Below are 20188 nucleotides of genomic sequence, written 5' to 3' on the forward strand. Positions count from 1 at the left end.
TTTATTTAATTGAACAGCCCCGGTATGTCTTTTTAATTTATTTATCTTTGATTATTCTCTATTTAATTTGAAACGAATTGCAGTAATGAAACAAATTCTGTTTTACATATTAATTTTTATTGCAGTAGAAGTTTCTGCTCAGTCTGATTATTATATCATTGATACAACAGGAATAGGCATTGCTAATTTAGATGATAATGATAAGCACCTTTTAGATTCTATTCTTCCTTTAGCGAATAAAGCGGCTAACGACTCATTATTAATTGAATATGTTGCACATTTAGCAGAGAATTGTTGGGATGAAAAACTATGGCCAAAATATAATAGAAAACTAATTGAAATAGCAGATAGGAACTTAATTGATGGCTATAGTGAGCACTTTTTTTCATATAAGGCATCAGCTATTAATAATATCGGGTTTTTATTCGATTCTCAAGGGAAAACAGTTTTAGCAATAGAAAATTATAAGGCAGCTATGGATTTGTTTGAAAATACAAATGACAAAATAGGCTTGTCTTCAACTTTAAATAATCTAGGTAAAGCTTATTACAATATTGGTGATGTAGAAAAAGCACTGAATTATAATTTAAGGGCGTTAAAAATTCGAGAAGATATTGGTGATGAAGAACGAACAATTGTTGTAAACAATAATATTGCAACCATTTATCAACAACAAGGAGAAGATTCTATAGCCGAATTTTATTATAGAAAAGCCTTAAAAAGCAGTTTAAAATACAATAATAAACACGTTCAAGCTATTGCACATCAACAGATAGGGAAATTATTTTTTCAAAAGCAAGAGTTTGATTCAGCAATAGTATATTATGATATCTCCTATCAACTTAGAAAAGAAATAGGGTTTAAAGCAGGAATGGCTGAATCTTTACAGAGCATTGGTGAATTATATGCAAAAAACTACCAAGAAGATAAGGCTTTATCTGTTTTTATGGAATCACTTAAAATATCAGAAGATGCCGATTATTTGGATGGAAAAATTGCTTCTAAAGTAGGGATTTCTCCTCTTTTAATGGAAAAAGGAGAAACTCAAAAAGCACTTAAACTTGCCGAATCTGCTCATCAAGATGCATTGAAATTGGGGTTTCCTGAATCGATTAGAAATACATCAAATTTATTAAGCGAAGTGTATGAAAAACTAGGAATGTTTGAACAAGCTTTGAAAATGAATGGTTTAAGCTATGAAATGCGTGATAGTATTGTAAACATGGATAATCAAAAGTCGGTTTACAAACAACAATTAGATTATGCTTTTCAACAAAAAGAGCAAGAATTAATACTTGAAGAAGAGAAAAGAAAAATTATTACCGAACAAGAGAAGGAGAAAAAAAATCTAATTATCATTTTTATTTCAATTGGGCTTATTGGACTTATTGTTTTTATTCTTTTTCTCTATAATCGATTCCTTATTATTAAAAAACAAAAGAAACTTATTGAAGAGCAAAAAAATGTTGTTGATGAGCAAAGATTAGCTCTTGTGGATATTAACAGTGAGTTAAGTACAAAAAATGAGATGATTACAGATAGCATTTATTATGCTAAAAAAATTCAGAAAGCAATATTGCCTTCTGAAGAACCATTTAAAGCATTTTTTCAAGATGTATTTATTTTTTATCAACCAAAAGATATTGTTTCGGGTGATTTTTATTGGGGATATAAAACAGATAAAGAAATTTTATTTACAGTAGCAGATTGTACAGGACATGGAGTCCCTGGTGCGTTTATGAGTTTGATAGGAACTAATATTTTAGATAAAATTGTTGGAGAATTGAATATTATTAGACCAGATTTAATACTTGAGCAATTGAGTAAAGAATTATATAATAGATTACAATCTGAAGGAGAAGAAGAGGTTAAAGACGGAATGGATTTAGTGATGTGCTCTATTAATTTAGAAACGAAACAGCTCCAATTAGCTGGAGCATATAATCCAATGTATTTAGTTAGAGATAATGAACTTGTTCAATTTAAGACAGACCGATATCAACTAGGAAATCCTGATCATTTGGCAACTAAAAAAATATCTTTACAGACTTACGACTTGCAAACTGGAGATTTGCTTTATCTTTTTTCTGATGGCTATCCTGATCAAAAAGGAGGATCGGAAGGAAAAAAATATTTTTATGGACCTTTTAGAGAACTTCTCACAAAAATTTCAGAACTTTCATTAGCTGAACAAAAAATACAGTTAGAAGCAGAATTAAAAAGATGGAAAGGGGATAGAGAGCAGTTAGATGATATTCTTATAATGGGCATAAAAATATGATAAGTACAATTTTTGATTTATATAAAACCATGAAGTCAGATAACATTATCTGTGCTTATCATGGTAATTTCAATTATGATGTTGTAAATGGACTTTTAAAGACTGCTAAAATAAATTTAAGTAGCCCAGAGCACGATAGAACATCTGCAAAGAAAACGTATAACATACTTGTTGAATGCCTTGAAAATATTCATAAACATTCAGAGCATGGAGATCAAAATACAAATGAAGCTATTTTCATTTTATCTCAACCTGAAGATGGCTTTTTGATTACGGTTGGAAATCTAATTCCAACAAATGAGCAAGAATCCCTTAAAAACAATATCGATGAGTTAAATAATATGAGTAGAGATGAGTTAAAGGCTCATTATCGAAATATTATTACAAATGGAAGCATATCAGAAAGAGGAGGAGCTGGTTTAGGTATGACAGATATTGCTCTTAAATCTAGATCAAAATTAAATTATACCTTTAATAAATTCAGTGAAAACGAGCTTTTTTTCAGCTTAAGTGTTCATGTAAAAAATAAATAAAATGGAAAATTATAAAGTAGAAGCAACTGAAAATACACCACTAATTGAATTAGATCACAATAATCATACATTGTTGTTTCAAGGTGATTCAAGACCAGAAAATGTTCAACAATTTTATAGCCCTGTAATAGAATGGTTAGATAATTATTGGAAGCATCTTTATTTTTTAAAAGACTTAAACAACGCTTCTATTAAAATTGACTGTAATTTCAAGTTTGAATATTTTAATTCATCTTCAGCAAAGTATATAATGGATATTATAACAATGCTATCCAAATTTGATAATGGAGTAACACTAAATATAAACTGGTACTACGAAGAAATGGATGAAGATATGCAAGAAGCTGGAGAAGAATTTGAGGACATGATGGGAGTTAAATTTAATTTTATTCAACTTTAATCAAATAGCTAAATTTTATTAATAGTTAGTAGTTTATTTTTAGAAAATTATGAATCAAAACTCTGTGCCTAAAAAGTGGAAGTTTGCTTTACTAGTTTGGATTTTTATTTATCCAGCAGTTACTATCTTGTCTTTAATTTTATTACCAAACATAAACGATTTTCACCCAGCATTAAAAACGCTAATTATGAGTTTAATTTTAGTGGTGGTAATGGCTTGGTTTTATATTCCTTTTATTAATAAAAAGTTTTTTGTTTGGCTTAGAAAATAATTTTTAAGCTTCAACCCAATCACCATGTTCTTTAATTAAGTTAATTAAAGCTTCAACAGCCTCAGCTTCGGGAATATTTTTTTGAACTACATTTTTCTCCTTGTAAAGAGTGATTTTTCCAATGCCTGTTCCAACATATCCATAATCGGCATCTGCCATTTCTCCTGGGCCATTAACAATACAACCCATAATTCCAATTTTAACCCCTTTAAGATGAGATGTAACGGCTCTAATTTTAGCGGTAGTTTCTTGTAAGTCAAACAACGTTCTGCCACAACTTGGGCAAGAAATATATTCCGTTTTAGAAATTCGAGTTCTTGTAGCTTGTAAAATACCAAAAGCAGTATCATTTATCATTTTGTCGCTACCACAGTTTTCGGCAGCAATAAAAACGCCATCGCCAAGCCCATCAACTAATAATGCACCCATATCTGTAGAGGAATGAAGTTGCATTTCGTTTGCAGTAATATCGCCATAAGCTCTACCTATTATAACAGGAGTAGAACATTCGTTATTCATTAATTCTGTAAACAACTTACGTTGTTCTGCCATTCCATGTTTGTTATAAGTATCAATCATTAAAACAGCTGTAGGATCATTTTTTAGTTTAGAGATTAAAGCTGAGTTTAAATCTGCTAGGGTAACATAAACCATGTTCATTTTAGCTGATAACTCATTAGTTTCAGTGTATTCCTTAGCATTTAAAAATGGATATCCTTTATCTTGATGGCTTATCCAAGTTTTATAATTGTAAATTAATCCTAAAGTGCCAGGAACCTCAAAATCAAGAACATTGTTGCCTAAAAAAACAAAGTCACAAGCCATGTCGGTTAGGTTCCATTTGTCTAATGGAACAGAATAATTATACCCTAAAGCAAAAAAAGATGCAGGAGTAATTTTATCTTTTGCGCAAAAATCGTGAACAACAACGGGTACATTTTTGCCTCCAATGTTTAATACTTCGTTTGTTTTTCTTTTGTTGTATTCAAATGAAGTTAGAGGGTTTGTAGTTATTTCTTCAATTTTATCGTGTCCACTTCTATTGTTGTATCGCTTAACTAAATCTTTTGCAACAGGTATTTCAAATTCAGGTTCTTCGGTTAATGAAACCCTAATGGTATCACCTAAACCATCCTCTAATAAAGTTCCAATTCCAACTGCCGATTTTATTCTTCCATCTTCACCATCACCAGCTTCAGTAACTCCTAAATGAAGCGGGTAATTCATATCTTCGGCTATCATTTTACTAACCAAAAGACGGTAAGCTTGAACAACCACTAAGGTGTTACTTGCTTTCATAGAAAGTACAATGTTGTGGTAATCAAATTCTCTACAAATTCTTAAAAACTCCATTGCAGATTCTACCATTCCAAGGGGAGAATCCCCATAGCGGCTCATAATTCTATCTGATAAAGAACCATGGTTAGTTCCTATTCGCATAGCAGTTCCGTGCTCCTTACATATTTTAACCAAAGGGATAAAACGTTCTCTAATTCTTGCTAATTCATCTTTATAAGATTCATCAGTATATTCAATTTCTTCAAATTTCTTTTTATCGGCATAGTTACCAGGGTTAACCCTAACTTTTTCTACAATTTTAGCGGCAATTTCCGCGGCATTTGGCGTAAAATGAATGTCTGCTACAAGTGGAGTGTTATAACCTCTTTTTACCAATTCGGCTTTTATGTTGGCTAAATTCTCAGCTTCTTTTTTGCTTGGAGCAGTAATTCTTACAATTTCGCAACCAGCATCAATCATTCTTATCGATTGTTCTACAGTAGCCATTGTGTCCATAGTATCAGTAGTTGTCATGGATTGTATACGAATAGGATTATTACCACCTATACCAATATTACCCACCTTAACTTCTCTTGTTTTAAATCGCTGATATTCTGTTAGACTGCTGCAATACATACCTTATATTTTTTTTGCAAATATAATTATTTATAGGGCAGCAATAGCTTTGTTTTTTCAATCAAAATACTGGCATAATTCTTTTTTGGAGCATATACATTTACTTGTTAATTTTAGCTTTAATATGAAGGCTCAAAATTTCGACATAGAAACTAAAATATCATTCATCACCAAGTTGGATGATGATATGGTTCGTGTTGAAGTGAAAAAAAATGTAGAGCCAGAGTTAGAAGATTTAGAGGAAAATTATAATGCCTACCAAACACTTTTTAAAGCCCAAAGGTTATATTTTTTAATTGTTTTTAATGAAGGTTCAAATACTTCGCTCGAAGTAAGAAATCAATTTGCGAGTCAAAAAAGATCGTCATTTAAAATAGCTGAAGCTATTGTAGTACAATCTATGCCTCATAAATTGATTGCCAATTTTGTGCTTAAAGTGCAAAAGCCCAAGCATAAAATGCAAGTTTTTAATAACGAAAAAGAGGCTTTAGATTGGTTATTATACCAACGAGAAAATCAAACTAAGTAATAAATTTTACTAAACTTTTTTTAAAAAGTGACCGTTCGTGCTCCAAAAACGACCGTTTAGAAACTCTACGTTTTTTTTTGTCTGTATTTTCAAACCATTTTATTTCTTTGGAGTAGAATTAATAGAATCAACAAAAACAAAGCTTATGAAAAACTTACTAATTATTTTATTTGTTGCATTATTTACATTAAATGTAAATGCACAAAACCCGATAGCGGTTAATGATATCTTTTATACTTATCCTGAAATCTCTACATCCATTTTAAGAAATGAAATTATTCAAAATGATACAGTATCAGGAGTTTTTAAAATAGTTGATACTGTTATTTATTCTGGTTCAAATCAAATCGCGCCTATATATTATACAGGGAGTACTTCTTGGTTGGGATTAAAAAGTCTTTTGTTTACACCTCAAGCAGGGTTTTTTGGGTTAGATAGTATAACTTATGTTTTAACGGATGAAGTTATTCCATCACTTTATGATACGGCTAAAATTTATATTCACGTTATGAGAAGTTCTTCTAACTTAGATTTAAATAATATAAGTGCTAGGATAGACCAAGAAGCTTTATTTACAAATCGTGAAGTTACTCCTGCAGTTTCAGAATTTAGAGTGCCAAAAGGGGAAGTTGGAATTGACCCGTATTTAAACACAATTCACTCTGCAAACTTTTGGATATCAGGTTCAAATACATCTGGAAATGTTTATTCTTGGGCACCAAGATATGCTACGCAAGGCCGATCTTCTGGCCCAATAATGGATCAAGAATATTATGAAGCATATAGCGAAAAATGGGATAGGGTTTGGAAAGTAAGCCAAACGGAAATTGATTATCATTTAGCTAATTATACTAATGCAGGCTATAGTCCAATAGATGAAATAGAAAATTGGCCTGCACATGGTGATATTAGTAAAGGGCAAGCAGCCAATTTAGCACCTTTTGTAGATGCAGATATGGATGGAATCTATAACCCAATGGAAGGAGATTACCCAAAAATAAAAGGACAACAAGCTGTTTATTTTATTAAAAATGATAGTAGAAGCCCCAATATCTCTAGTTATAGATTAGAAATACATGGTATGGCTTATGCTTATGATTGCCCATCAGATTCGGCAATTAACAATACCATTTTTATAAATTACAAAATATATAATCGAGGTAACTTTGTTCTGTGGGATAATTATGCAGGTTTTTTTGTAGATTTTGAAATTGGACCAGGGCAAGAGGAATATATAGCCTGTGATGTGGAACGCGGTGCTTTTTATGTATACAATGGAGACGACTTTAATGAAAGCCGTAATGGTGTAGGTGGTTATGGAGCACATCCACCAGCGCAAGGAGTAGTGTTTTTAAAAGGACCTAAAAAAGATAATGATGGAATAGATAACCCTTTAACAACAAATATATCAGCCGCAATAGCACAAGATGGAATACCTTATGCAGGGCTAGGAGTTGGTTATGGAGACGGAATACCTGATAACGAGTATTTAGGAATGGAGCATTTTATAAATTTTAATATTGAAAATAACCCTATTAATGGCGAACCTCCTTATCCTTATGGTGCTGTTCGACAATGGTACTACATGCAAGGTAAATGGGGAGGAGTAACAGGAGGATTCCCGATGTCATGGGGTGGAGATGGAACAGGATTAGCAGATGGTGTTGTTGGTGCAGTAGCTTCGAGTTATTTGTATCCAGGAGATAGCGACCCTTTATTATGGAGTACTGGAGGTGTTTCGGCAACACCAACTAGTTGGTCGGAAATGAGTGAAGGGAATTTGCCAGGAGACAGAAGTGGAAGTATAGGCTCAACAGGCCCTTTTGAGTTGCAACCAGGTGATATGAAAGAGTTAGATTTAGCCTTAGTTTTTGGTAGAGATTACCAAAATACAGCGAATACTGCGGGTATTGTTGTAATGCAAGAGCGTATCGATTCTATACGTAGTTATTATTTAAACGATTTTCAATCGGTTTGTGGAGGTGTTTTAGCTAGTGTAAACAAAGTTGAAGAGCAAGAAAATAACTTACAGGTTTATCCAAACCCATTTAACAACCAATTTATGGTAAACTATAAATTGGAGAATGCAACAGCGCAGTTAATGGTGTTTAATATGTATGGTAAATTGGTAAGCAATCAGCTTATTTCAACAACTAACACAATGGTAGATTTATCTGCAGAAGCAAACGGAATATATTTTGTGCAAATTACCGATGGAGCAACTAGAATTACCAAGAAAATGGTGAAACAGTAGCAAATGAAAGATTCCGTGTCAAGCACGGAATGATGTGGTGTTTTTATTTATTGATTTTAGTTAATAATTTTTTAGCCATATCAATGTCATATAAATCTTCAATTAAAGCGTCTTCCCTAGGGGAGGCGCTTAATATTTTGTTTAACAATACTTTTGCTTCTGCATTTCTTTTAACTTCAGTTAAATACTCAGCATAAAAGTAAATGTTAGAAATCGACTTTGGGTTTATTTTTAGCGCTTCAATAAGGTGTTTCTCAGCAATTTCTTTCGAAGGCCAAGTAAGTATAAAAGGAATGTTTGGAACTTTATAATTAATAACGCCCATTAATTTATGAGGTGCACCATCAGCAAAAGCAGGATCTAAATCCATCAATTTTTCGGTGTAAGTTTTAATTTTATCTGCTAAGCCTTCTTTAGCAGAAGAAACAATTCCTTTTGCCTCGCCATATTTACTAAAGTTGGCAATATACCAGAGTAGAATAGCACTGTTTTTAGGGTAAAGTGCAATTGCTTTTTCGCCTAGTTCTGATCCTAACAAGTAGTTTTTTTTCTGCTCGTCTTTAGTTCTTACCACAAAAGCACCTTTGTAGTAGTAACTTAATAGTAAATAATCGTAAGCTCTTTCTGTATTTTTATTTTCAGCTATGCTTTTAGTAAACGAACTAATGGCTAGGTTAATATTGGTAGAGTCAACAATAAGTCCTTCATGTATTTCGGCTCTTTTATCAAAATAAATAATCCCTTTTTCTAAATCAGTTTGGGCGAAACAAGATGAAACGCCCAAACTGATAAAAAATAATATAACTAACCTATAAAAAACACTCATGTTATGCACTCACTTTTTTTAACCTCATTTTTAGTTTTTCAACTAACAAAAATAATACTGGTACAACTATTAAAGTTAAGAAGGTAGCAATAAACAAACCATAAATTACAGTCCAAGCTAATGGGCCCCAAAATATTACGTTGTCACCTCCAAAATAAATGTTTGCATCAAATTCGCTGACTAAAGTATAAAAATTAATGTTTAAACCTGTAGCTAAAGGTATTAAGCCTAAAATGGTTGTAATAGCAGTAAGTAATACCGGACGTAAACGAGCTTTACCTGCTCTTACAATTAATTCGTATAAATCATCTTTTCCAACAAATTCATGTTTAGTTAATCCTAAATCTTCTTTTTTTCTTTTAATTAATAAATCAGCATAATCTAGAAGCACCACACCGTTGTTTACAACAATTCCGGCTAATGAGATAATTCCCATCATGGTCATCATAATAACGAATGGTTTTCCGGTTACAATTAAACCACCAAAAACCCCAATTAAGCTTAAAAAGATAGCTAGCATAATAATAGCAGGTTTAGAAATAGAATTGAACTGAAAGATTAAGATTAAAAAGATTAAACCAAGACCAGTAAAAAAAGCACCCATTAAAAATGACATTTGCTTATTTTGTTCTTCAATTTGTCCAGTATAATCAATATTTACAGACTCTGGTTTGTCTGTAAAATTTTTCATTTCAGCTTGAACTTCTTTTACAATAGCGCCTGCATCAGTAAATCCAGGGCTTAATGCAGAGTAAACAGTTACTACTCTTTTTGCATTTTTATGCTTAATTGCATTAAAGCCTGAGTTGTTTTTTTGTGATGCAACAACTGAAACCGGTATTTCTTTAATTTGCCCATCAGACATGTCTCTAAAGGTTATCTTTTGGTCAAATAAAGCGCTAGTGTTGTATTTATTTTCTTTGTTAAAACGAACATAAATATCATAATCATCACCATCTTCTTTGTAAACACCAGCTTTTACACCAAAAATAGAATTACGAAGTTGTTGTCCAACCTGAGCTGCGTTTACCCCAAGCTCACCAGCTTTTTTTCTGTCTATCTCAACTTGCATACTTGGTTTTGCTTTGTTTACATCAATTTTTAATTCATCAATTCCCTGTATACTTTTACCGTTTATAAAATCTTTCATTTTCTCGGCTGTAGCAATTAATTCAGCGTAATCTTCCCCTTGTAATTCGATGTTTATTGGGTAACCAGCAGGAGGACCAACAGCTTCTTTTTCTACCGATATTGCAACACCAGGATAGATATCTTTTAAAGCCTCTTGAACTTTTCTTTGCAGTTCTTTACTATCAGCTCCTCTTCGGTATTTGTATTCTCGCATAGAAGCAGTTACTTTTCCTTTGTGAGGCATTTCTGCAGCAGAACCACCATCTGTTTGAGGATTTCCTGCACCAGCACCAACTTGCGAAACAGCACTTTCAACTAAAAAATTGTAATCACCATCCATATTTTCAGGAGCATTTAATATGGCATAAACTCGCTCTTCAATTTCTTTTGTAATAGCATTTGTTTTTTCAATATCTGTTCCCTCAGGGTACTCAATATATACTATAATTTGATTTGGAGTATTGTCAGGGAAAAACTCAACTTTTGTTCGTTGACTTGCAATTGAACCTCCAAAACCTCCAAAAGCAACAAATAATAACAATACTGTTCCAATAGTAACAGCATATGGTCTCCAGCCTTTTAAAGCTAAACGCAAAGTTTTTTCATACATAACTTCCCATCGGGTAAGTATTTTAGTTTGAAAATAATTAACCATTTTACGCAGCCCTAATCTGTAAACCCACAACATAATTGCTGTAAAAACCATTATTGTCCCTAAAGCTTTATAAGTTCCTCCAAGGAATAAAATTAATAGGCCTATAACCCCAACAATTGAAGTAATTGAAATGATTTTCTTTAAAGGCATATCTTTGTCTTCAGTGGTCATAAATTGAGAAACTAAAACTGAATTAAAGAATATAGCTACAAATAGTGAAGAACCTAAAACTACTGATAAGGTTACAGGAAAGTAAATCATAAATTCACCCATTACACCAGGCCACATTCCTAGCGGAACGAATGCTGCAACAGTTGTAGCAGTTGAAATTATAATTGGGAAAGCAATTTCACTAATCCCTTTTTTTGCAGCTTCAATTCTACTCATGCCCTCCTCATCCATAAGTCGATAAACATTTTCAACAACTACAATTCCGTTGTCAACAAGCATACCTAATCCCATAATTAAACCAAATAAAATCATGGTATTCATGGTGTAACCAAGTCCTTCCAATATCATTAAAGACATTAACATCGACATAGGTATTGCAAATCCAACAAACAATGCATTTTTAAAACCTAAAAAGAACATTAAAACTCCAACTACAAGTATAATTCCGAATATGATATTATTTACTAAGTCATCAACTTGTCCAATTGTTTTAGAAGATTGATCATTTGTAATCGTAACTTTTAAATCAGATGGTAAAACATTTTCTTTTGCTTCTTTAACAATGATGTCTATTTTTTCAGCAGCATCAACCATATTTTTTCCTGCTCGTTTTTTAACATCAAGCATAACAACCCTATCGCCAAACTCTCTTGCATAAGTTGTTCTTTCTTTTTCTTTAAAAAACACTTCAGCAACATCTCCCAAATAAATCGGATTACTTCTTTCGTTTTTTACTACAAAATTTTTCAGTTGGTTTGGATCGTCAATTTCTCCAATAATACGGATGGTTCTTCTTTGCCCACTAGCAACCAAGTTGCCTGCCGACATTGTTACGTTGCCACCATTAATAGCATTTTTAATATCATCAAAGCTCACTTTTGCCGCCATCATTTTATAGATGTCAACAGCTACTTCTACTTCTCTATTTTGAGCACCTCTAATATCAACTTGTTTGATTTCATTTAAGCTTTCAATTTTACGCTCTAAATAAACTCCAAAATCTTTTAACCTATCAACTGGGTAATCTCCAGAAATATTAATATTAAGAATTGGGATTTCTTCCGACATGCTTAATTCAAAAACATTAGGCTCTACTTTAGCCCCATTAAATGTTGGCCAATCTTCACTTGCTGTTTCAGTATCAATATTGTCTTTTATTTTTTGCTTTGCTTGGTCAACTGAAATATGTTCGTCAAATTCAACAATTACCATTGAATAATCTTCTTGAGAAGTAGATGTAATTTTAGTAACATTACTTACAGTTTTTAGTCTGTCTTCAAGCGGGTCCGTTATCAATTTTTCAATATCCTCAGCAGTATTTCCTGGGTAAATTGAGCTTACATATATTTTAGTTTCTTTAATTTCAGGAAAGCTTTCTCTAGGCATACTAAAGTATGCAGAAACACCCAGAAACAAGATAATAATCATCGCCACATATATTGTGGTTTTGTTATGAATTGCCCATGCAGATAAGCCAAATTCCTTTTCTGTATTTTGATTTTTTTCTGACATTTTTAGCTTATTATAAGTTTAAAATTTTAACAGTTTGACCATCTTGAATGCTTCTTGCACCTTCAATAATCATTTCTGTTCCGTTTTCTATTCCTGATAAAACTTCTATAACATCACCTTGTGTTTTACCCGTTGTAATGATTGCTTTTTCAGCAATACCATCTTTACCTTTTCGGTTTTTAATTACATAAACATACTGCTCTCCTTGTGCATTTTCAGATATTATACTTTGAGGAATTAGTAAAGCTTTTTCGCTGGTGTAATCATTTATTTTAACCTTAGCTGTAAGGTTTGGTTTAATTTCGTTGTTGTCGTTTGGTAAACTAATTTCTACTTTAAATGTTCTGTTAGCAGGATTGATGTAGTTTCCTGTTTCTCGGATAGTGGATTTGATGGTTTTCCCTAAAATTGGAAATTCAACTTCCACATTTTTGTTTTTGGTAATGGATGTTAAGTGTTTTTCTGGAACATTCGTTTCAATGTACATATTGTCTAAATTCAATATTCTCATTAATTGAGAACCACCAGGAGAAACCATACTACCTTGTTCAGAAATAACATCATCAATAATTCCAGAAAAAGGAGCTTTTACTATCGTTTTTTCTATTTGCTCTTGCATTTGACTTACTGCTTTTGTTTGAGCTTCGTAGCTAGATTTTGCTTGTAAATACTGCATTTCACTACCAATTTTTTGTTTCCATAATCGCTCTTGTCTTTCAAAAGTGGTTTTAGATAAATCTGCTTGTATTTGTAACTGAGCTAATTGCTGACTTAACCCTCCATCATCAATTTTTGCAAGCGTTTGCCCTTTTGTTACTTTATCTCCTTCTTTAACATAAACATTCGTTAATATTCCAGCAAATTCAGGGTATATAACCAATAGGTTTTTAGTGCTTACATTTCCTTGTAGTTCAACATAATGATTGAATATAGCTTCTGCTACAACAAAAGAAGTAACAAGAGGTATTTTTTTATTGCTATCTAATTCTGCTATTTTAGTATCGATAAATTCTAATTGTTCGGCAAAAAGTGTTTGTTGGTCAACTATTTCAGCTCTTTTCGCTCTAATTTCTTCCAAATTATTTTCTGCTACAATTTCTTCTACGGTTTTATTTTCTTTACTTCCACAAGAAAACAAGAAAACAACTATTGCAAGTATTGATAATGATTTTTTCATTTTTATTATGAGTTAGTTTTTTCTATTTTAATTAGTTCCTATTGCTTTATTTAAATTCGATTTAGCATTAAATACATCAAGTAATGATTTTATGTATTTTGCTTCAGTATCTAAATATTGATTTTGTGATTGAGATAATTCTAAACTTGATATAATCCCTTCATTATATTTAATAATGGAATGGTTATTAATTTTTTTAGCAAGAGTTACCCCTTCTTTTTGGTTGTTGTAAACGCTTAGTGCAGATGTATACTCAGCTTTACTTCTTTCAGCTTGCAATATCAAACTTTGTTCAACTTTTTTTGAGGTTGTTTGTGCTTTTAAATACTCAACTTTTGCTTGGCCAGTTTTAGCTAATCTCATTCCTCCTGAAATAATAGGCAATTGTAAAGAGATACCCCATAATGTTTGTGGGTAATATTTACCTCCGCTAAAAGCATCAAAATCATTACTCATATTTTGTTGTGAGTGACTAAAAAATGCAGCGACAGAAGGAGCAAATGAAAATTTTTCTTTATTGAAATTTAGCTTCATTAATTCCTCATTAACTTTAATCATTTGATAATCGACATTATTCGTAATATCAAATTCTTTGCTAATACTATTTTCAGGGTCAGATAATTTTAAAAGTGATTCAATATTATCAGTTAAGTTAATCTCATTTTTGATTTCATAACCTAGTTGAAACTTGAGTAAATTCTTTGCAATAGATAATTGTTGCTCTGCATACGCTAAAGAGTTATTTATATCATTTAGTGTAAGTCTTAGCTGATCAACATTTTGTTCTTCAGCAAATCCTTCTTCGTAAATTTTTGTAGTCTCACTCAATAGCTTTTCAGTTGTTGTTGCAACTTCTTCTAAAATCCTCTTATTTTCTTCTGCAACTAAAACAAGGTAATAAGCTTGAGCTACATCTTCTTTAACTTGTATTTCAGTTTTGGAAATATTTTTTTCAGAAAATTCTTTATAAACTCTTGCTGCTTTTAAACCAACTAAATAAGAGCCATCAAATAAAAGTTGATTGGCTGATATTGTTGCTGAATTATTATAATTTGTACCAAACCTTAATTCTGCAAATTCGCCTGCAGGAGCATTTGGATCAAATGCGTTAGCAGGGATAAGGCTAGTAGGTAAATCAATAAAATTTTGAAGTTTTGCCTCAAAATTTACTTGAGGTAAACCAATTCCAGTGGTTTCCCAAACTTTCTTTTTTGCAATTAAAAGATCGCTTTCAGCATTTAACTTATCATAGTTGTTTTCTAGTGCATAGCTTTGAGCTTGAGCTAAAGAAAAGCTCTGAGTCTCTTGAGCAAGAGCTAAAGCAACAAGAGTTGATAAGTAAATAGTAGTTATTGTTTTTATCATTATTCTTTTATTTAATTAAAATCAAATTTGCTGTTTTCAACATTTTTAAGGGCTTCTTTTAAATAGGTGAGTCCTTTGTCATTTGCAATACCCCTAATGTGATATCTAATTATTTCAGTATGCATTTTGTCAATACTAAGTGTTTTGTTAATCGGATTTTCAGGATTCAGAATATTGTCAACCATACCTATATAGATGTTTGCAATAATTTCCGGATTTATATTTTCTCGATAATAACCTTCTTTAATTCCTCTTTTCAGGTTATCAAGCATCATGCTATGAATAAATGCTTTTTTATGATTTTCTAATAACTTCCATGCTTCAGGGTGATATTTCTGTAGATCAAAAATTACTGATGGGTGTATCTCACCAATTTCAGAACTAACACATTTAGTTACACCTATTAATTCATCTATTGCATTTACACTTTCCTCTCTTGCTGAACTAAGGGTTTGTTTTTCGTGCTCAATCATTAAGCTTATCCCTTTTTTTACTAAATCGTTTTTATCCGAAACGAATAAATAAAGTGTTTTTTTAGAGATTCCTACATGACGAGCAATATCTTCCATGGTAAGACTTTTAATGCCTAACTTCATAAAAAGCTTAGTTATTTCGGCTATTACATGATGATGTTTATCCATTTTTTCTCAATTTAGAGAACAAACTTAGGAAACTACTTCCACGTTGGAAACGATTTAAGTAAAAAACGTTTCCATTTACTTTATTTTTTAGACTTTTTAATATAATTAATAGATGAATCTTTATTTAATAAAGATGAATTGATTGAAGTTTTTTTAGGTAAAAAGCCATAGTTATTGAATTCGAATAGCGATTTTAGTATATTTGGTTTTTAAAGAAGATACTATATGATTTATTTGAAAAGAACAGTCGCTTTGTTATTCGCTGGAATATTGTTATTCTCATGCGGAGGAGAGAATAAAGAAAAAGAATCAAAAGAAGATGGGGTTGTTTCAGACTCGAAATCTCAAGGGGCTACATTTAATTTAGCATTAAGTGAAAATATTCAAGGGTTTGACCCTATAAAAGTGGTGGATGGATTTTCTTTTCAAGTGTTGGGGCAGATTTATGAAGGACTACTGAAATTTAATGAGAAAGATTTGTCTTTAGAACCATTAATTGCAGAATCATGGGAGGTAAGTGAAGATGGTTTGACATATATTTTTAAGTTAAAAAAAGGTGTTTACTTTCATGATAATCCTTGTTTTGAAAATGGAAAAGGAAGAGAGTTAGTAGCCTCAGATGTTAAATACAGCCTTGAAAGAACTTGTTCAAATGTTTCTGGGAATTATGGATATTCATTTTTTAAAAATAGTTTGGTTGGTGCAATTGCTTTTCATGATAATGAAGATGTTAATGAAATAGAAGGAATTAAGATTATTGATGATAATACAATTGAAATTTCGTTAGTAAAGCCTTCGACTAATTTTTTAAATACCTTAGCAGTTATTAATACTGCTATTGTACCTAAAGAAGCTTTTGAAAATAAATCGGACTGTTTCATTGGTACGGGACCTTTTAAATATGAGAGTCATAATGAAAAAGAATTTAAAACAACTTTAGTTAAGAATGAAAACTATCACATCACGGATAAAGAAGGGAAAAAATTACCTTATTTAGATAAAGTTGTTGTTTATTATGTAAGTAATAGTCAAGAAAAACTTGAGATGTTCCAAGAAGGGAAGTTAGATGTAATTGTTGATTTACCTTCAGCTTCAATTAAAACTGTTGTTGAAAATCAAATTTCTGATTTTGAAGCAAAACCTCCTAAATATGTTTTAGGAAGATACCCTGAATTGGTTACGTCGTATCTTCAACTAAATACAATGGTTGAGCCGCTTAATAACGTAAAAGTTAGACAAGCAATAGCAATGTGTATTAATAAAACCAAAATAGTTGATGTTGTTTTAAACGGAGAAGCTTATGGCCCTGCAAATAACGGTATTGTTCCCCCAGCTATTAAAGGTTATGATTATGAATCAATTGTTGGATTAGAGTATAATGTTGAAAAAGCAAAACAACTTTTGGCTGAAGCTGGATATAAAAATGGAGAAGGGTTTCCTACATTAAAATTATATAATGCAGGAAAAGAAAGCCAGGCATTAAGAGTCGGGTTAGAAATTCAGAAAGAATTCAGAACATCTTTAAATATAAATGTAGAAATTGTTTCAGTATCATTTGCTGAAAAAATTGCTGCAGAAGCTAAAGGTGAAGCCCACATGTCTATTGCAGCTTGGCTTGCAGATTTTCCAACTCCTGATAATTTTTTAAGTATTGCTTATGGAGCAACAGTTCCATCTTCTATGGAAGAAAGTTCTTACCCAAATGCATCTAGATATACAAATAAAGAATTTGATAAGCTTTATGAACTTGCAGTATCGACAATGGATGAAGGACAAAGAAATGAAATTTGCCTTAAAGCAGAGCAATTGATGATTAATGAAGCGCCAATAGTACCACTTTGGTATAACGAAAACTACAGATTACTTCAATCAAATATTTCTGGTTATCAACCGAGTATTATGCATATTCAAAACTTAATACATGTTAAGAAAACCCCTAAGTCAGAAAATACTCAAGACGAGGAGAGTAAATAATAATTATGCATTGTAATATTTTTGGGAATAATACCATTTATTCCCAAGTTTTCCTTTTTAATTTTATGATATTTGCATACTCTTAAATGTAATTAGAGTAAAGTCTATGTGGTTTAAAATTTCAAAACTCATATTAAAAAATAGAATTGCAATCTTAATTGTTTTAGGATTGATAACTTGTGTGATGGGCTATTTTGCTCAGTTCGCAAAGATGAGTTATCAAATGGCTCAAATGCTTCCAAAGACTGATTCTACATTTATATCCTACGATAATTTTAAAAGAAATTTTGGTCAAGATGGAAGTGTTGTTGTTATTGGAATAAAAAATGAAAGATTATATGAACTAACTAACTTTAATGCTTGGTATGATTTAACTAAAAACATTAAAGAAATCAGAGTTGATTTTAAAAAAGATGGGAAAAAGATTATAGTTGACGGAACAACCCAAGCATTATCTGTGGCAAGTGCCTACACACTTAAAAAAAATTCAGCTAAAAAAAGGTTTGATTTTGAGCAAATCGTAAAGAAAAAACCGACAACTCAATCAGAAGTAGACTCATTAAAAAAAGAATTATATAATTATCCTTTTTATGAAGGTTTTTTATACTCAGATTCAACACATGCTTCACTTATAGCAATTACTCTTAATCGAGAAGTATTAGACTCAAAATATCGAAATGGAATTTTTGAAGCCATTAATGCGGAAGTTGAAAAATTTGAAAGCATTACAGGAATAAAAGTTCATAAGTCAGGGTTGCCTTACATTAGAGCTAATTCATCTACAAAGGTTGCAAGTGAGATTAAAATCTTTTTAATTCTATCAATACTTATTACTTCTTTTATATTATACCTCTTTTTTAGGTCTTTTAAGGTTACAATGTATTCAATGTTAGTTGTTTGTGTTGGAGTTATATGGGCAATGGGGTTGTTATCAATTTTTGGTTTTGAAATAACTATTTTGACAGGATTAATTCCTCCACTAATTATCGTGATAGGTATTCCTAATTGTATATTCCTTTTAAATAAATATCATTCGGAGTATAAAAAGCATGGTAATCAAGCTAAATCTTTAAGTAGAGTAATCCAAAAAACAGGTAATGCTATATTTCTTACAAATACAACAACAGCTTTAGGGTTTGCTACATTTATTTTTACACAAAGTTCAATATTAGTTGAATTTGGAATCGTTGCATCACTAGATATTTTTATGGTGTTTACTTTATCTATTTTATTAATACCTATAATATTTAGTTTTTTAGCACCACCAAAACAACGTCATACAAAGCATCTTGAAAACAAGATGATGGTAAAGATGGTTGAGGTGCTTGTTAATATTGTTAGCTACCATCGTAAAAAAGTTTATGCAGTTACAGTTCTTATTTTGATTTTAGGATTGTATGGAATTTCATTAATTACAACAACAGGGAATATAATTGATGATTTACCAAAAGATGATCCTATTGTTCAAGATTTAAAATTCTTTGAAAAGAGTTTTAAAGGCGTAATGCCTTTTGAAGTTGTTATTGATACTAAAAAGAAAGGTGGAGTATTTGCGGATAATGGAAAAACATTGTATAAAATCAAAAAACTTCAAAAGGAATTGTCTTCATATGATGAATTCTCTAAGCCGCTTTCTATAGTCGAGGCTATTCAATTTTCATATCAAGCGTATAAAAAAGGTAAACCTAAATTTTATATTTTACCACCTGCTACTGAGCTCAAAAAATTAAAAAATTATGTGACTCAAGATAGTGTGAAAAAAGACTTTTCATCTTTCATCGATTCAACAAATCAAATTACAAGAGTTAGTTTTCAAATGGCTGATATAGGAACTCAAGAAATGAATGTATTACTTGATGAAATCAGACCGAAGATAGACTCTATATTTTCTCCAAAAGATTATAATGTTACCTTAACAGGAACAAGTGTGGTTTTTCTTAAAGGAACAGATTACTTAGTAGAAAATTTATTTACCAGTCTTGCGTTAGCAATTTTACTAATAGCGTCATTGATGTCGGTATTATTTTCTTCAGTAAGAATGGTTTTAGTATCGTTAATTCCTAATTTATTACCGCTATTAACCACTGCAGCACTAATGGGGTATATAGGTATTCCTATAAAACCTTCAACAATATTAATCTTTAGTATTGCTTTTGGTATTTCAGTTGATGACACGATACATTTTTTAGCAAAATATAGACAAGAATTAAAGATCCATAAAATAGGCATTAAAAAAGCTGTGATATTAGCATTAAGAGAAACAGGAGTAAGCATGATTTACACGTCTACAATTTTGTTTTTTGGATTTGGAGTTTTCACTGTGTCAAGTTTTGGAGGGACCGTAGCTTTAGGTTATTTGGTTTCTTTTACTTTAACTATGGCAATATTAGCTGACCTTGTCCTTTTACCATCATTATTATTATCTTTAGATAAAGCATTAACAACAAAAGCATTTAAAAAAGAGCCTTTAATTGAAATTTTTGATGAAGACGAAGATATAGAGTTGGATGAATTAGAGGTGAAATATATTGAAAAAGAGAGTATAGAAAATTAG

At 31.3% G+C, this 20188-nt stretch carries 14 protein-coding genes; 8 read left to right on the forward strand and 6 right to left on the reverse strand.

Annotation, left to right across the window (positions count from 1 at the left end; all coding sequences use genetic code 11):
* Positions 1 to 67 precede the first annotated feature (67 nt).
* Genes FRY74_RS11730 through FRY74_RS11745 form a run of 4 tightly spaced genes read left to right on the forward strand, consistent with a single transcriptional unit; the run spans position 68 to position 3485 of the window.
* A complete protein-coding gene (locus tag FRY74_RS11730) occupies positions 68 to 2281 on the forward strand; it encodes a tetratricopeptide repeat protein (RefSeq protein WP_147101839.1) in 2214 nt (737 codons plus the stop codon).
* On the forward strand, positions 2278 to 2814 hold the full coding sequence (locus tag FRY74_RS11735) for a SiaB family protein kinase (RefSeq protein ID WP_147101840.1): 537 nt from the start codon (positions 2278 to 2280) through the stop codon (positions 2812 to 2814). The genes FRY74_RS11730 and FRY74_RS11735 overlap by 4 nt, the downstream gene beginning before the upstream one ends.
* A gap of 1 nt (position 2815) precedes the next feature.
* Complete coding sequence (locus tag FRY74_RS11740; protein WP_147101842.1) at positions 2816 to 3214, forward strand: DUF1987 domain-containing protein; 399 nt, start codon at positions 2816 to 2818, stop codon at positions 3212 to 3214.
* 49 nt (positions 3215 to 3263) lie between these two features.
* The gene (locus FRY74_RS11745) at positions 3264 to 3485 is read left to right on the forward strand and encodes a hypothetical protein (RefSeq protein ID WP_147101844.1); all 222 of its coding nucleotides are present in this window, start codon (positions 3264 to 3266) and stop codon (positions 3483 to 3485) included.
* Positions 3486 to 3488: 3 nt separating this feature from the next.
* On the opposite strand, the gene ispG is transcribed toward FRY74_RS11745, so the two are convergent.
* The gene (gene ispG, locus FRY74_RS11750) at positions 3489 to 5399 is read right to left on the reverse strand and encodes a (E)-4-hydroxy-3-methylbut-2-enyl-diphosphate synthase (RefSeq protein WP_147101845.1); all 1911 of its coding nucleotides are present in this window, start codon (positions 5397 to 5399) and stop codon (positions 3489 to 3491) included.
* Between the two features lie 124 nt (positions 5400 to 5523).
* Between ispG and FRY74_RS11755 the strand changes: the two genes are divergently transcribed.
* On the forward strand, positions 5524 to 5928 hold the full coding sequence (locus tag FRY74_RS11755; RefSeq protein WP_147101847.1) for a DUF7793 family protein: 405 nt from the start codon (positions 5524 to 5526) through the stop codon (positions 5926 to 5928).
* Between the two features lie 145 nt (positions 5929 to 6073).
* Positions 6074 to 8182, forward strand: a complete 2109-nt coding sequence (locus FRY74_RS11760) for a T9SS type A sorting domain-containing protein (protein ID WP_147101848.1) — start codon at positions 6074 to 6076, stop codon at positions 8180 to 8182.
* Positions 8183 to 8225: 43 nt separating this feature from the next.
* Here FRY74_RS11760 and FRY74_RS11765 read toward each other — a convergent pair whose 3' ends face one another.
* From FRY74_RS11765 to FRY74_RS11785, 5 genes are read right to left on the reverse strand one after another with little or no spacing between them, the layout of a single operon-like run.
* The gene (locus tag FRY74_RS11765) at positions 8226 to 9008 is read right to left on the reverse strand and encodes a TRAP transporter TatT component family protein (RefSeq protein ID WP_147101850.1); all 783 of its coding nucleotides are present in this window, start codon (positions 9006 to 9008) and stop codon (positions 8226 to 8228) included.
* Between the two features lies 1 nt (position 9009).
* Positions 9010 to 12477, reverse strand: a complete 3468-nt coding sequence (locus FRY74_RS11770) for an efflux RND transporter permease subunit (protein ID WP_147101852.1) — start codon at positions 12475 to 12477, stop codon at positions 9010 to 9012.
* A 10-nt stretch (positions 12478 to 12487) separates the two neighbouring features.
* Positions 12488 to 13654, reverse strand: a complete 1167-nt coding sequence (locus FRY74_RS11775) for an efflux RND transporter periplasmic adaptor subunit (protein WP_147101853.1) — start codon at positions 13652 to 13654, stop codon at positions 12488 to 12490.
* Positions 13655 to 13681: 27 nt separating this feature from the next.
* Positions 13682 to 15019, reverse strand: a complete 1338-nt coding sequence (locus FRY74_RS11780; protein WP_147101855.1) for a TolC family protein — start codon at positions 15017 to 15019, stop codon at positions 13682 to 13684.
* A gap of 11 nt (positions 15020 to 15030) precedes the next feature.
* Complete coding sequence (locus tag FRY74_RS11785) at positions 15031 to 15660, reverse strand: TetR/AcrR family transcriptional regulator (RefSeq protein WP_147101857.1); 630 nt, start codon at positions 15658 to 15660, stop codon at positions 15031 to 15033.
* A gap of 225 nt (positions 15661 to 15885) precedes the next feature.
* Here FRY74_RS11785 and FRY74_RS11790 point away from each other — a divergent pair, with 225 nt between their 5' ends.
* Entirely contained in the window at positions 15886 to 17634 is a 1749-nt protein-coding gene (locus FRY74_RS11790; RefSeq protein WP_147101858.1) for an ABC transporter substrate-binding protein, read from the forward strand.
* 106 nt (positions 17635 to 17740) lie between these two features.
* The gene (locus tag FRY74_RS11795; protein WP_147101860.1) at positions 17741 to 20188 is read left to right on the forward strand and encodes an efflux RND transporter permease subunit; all 2448 of its coding nucleotides are present in this window, start codon (positions 17741 to 17743) and stop codon (positions 20186 to 20188) included.

This window comes from Vicingus serpentipes (assembly GCF_007993035.1).
GTDB classification, from domain to species: domain Bacteria; phylum Bacteroidota; class Bacteroidia; order Flavobacteriales_E; family Vicingaceae; genus Vicingus; species Vicingus serpentipes.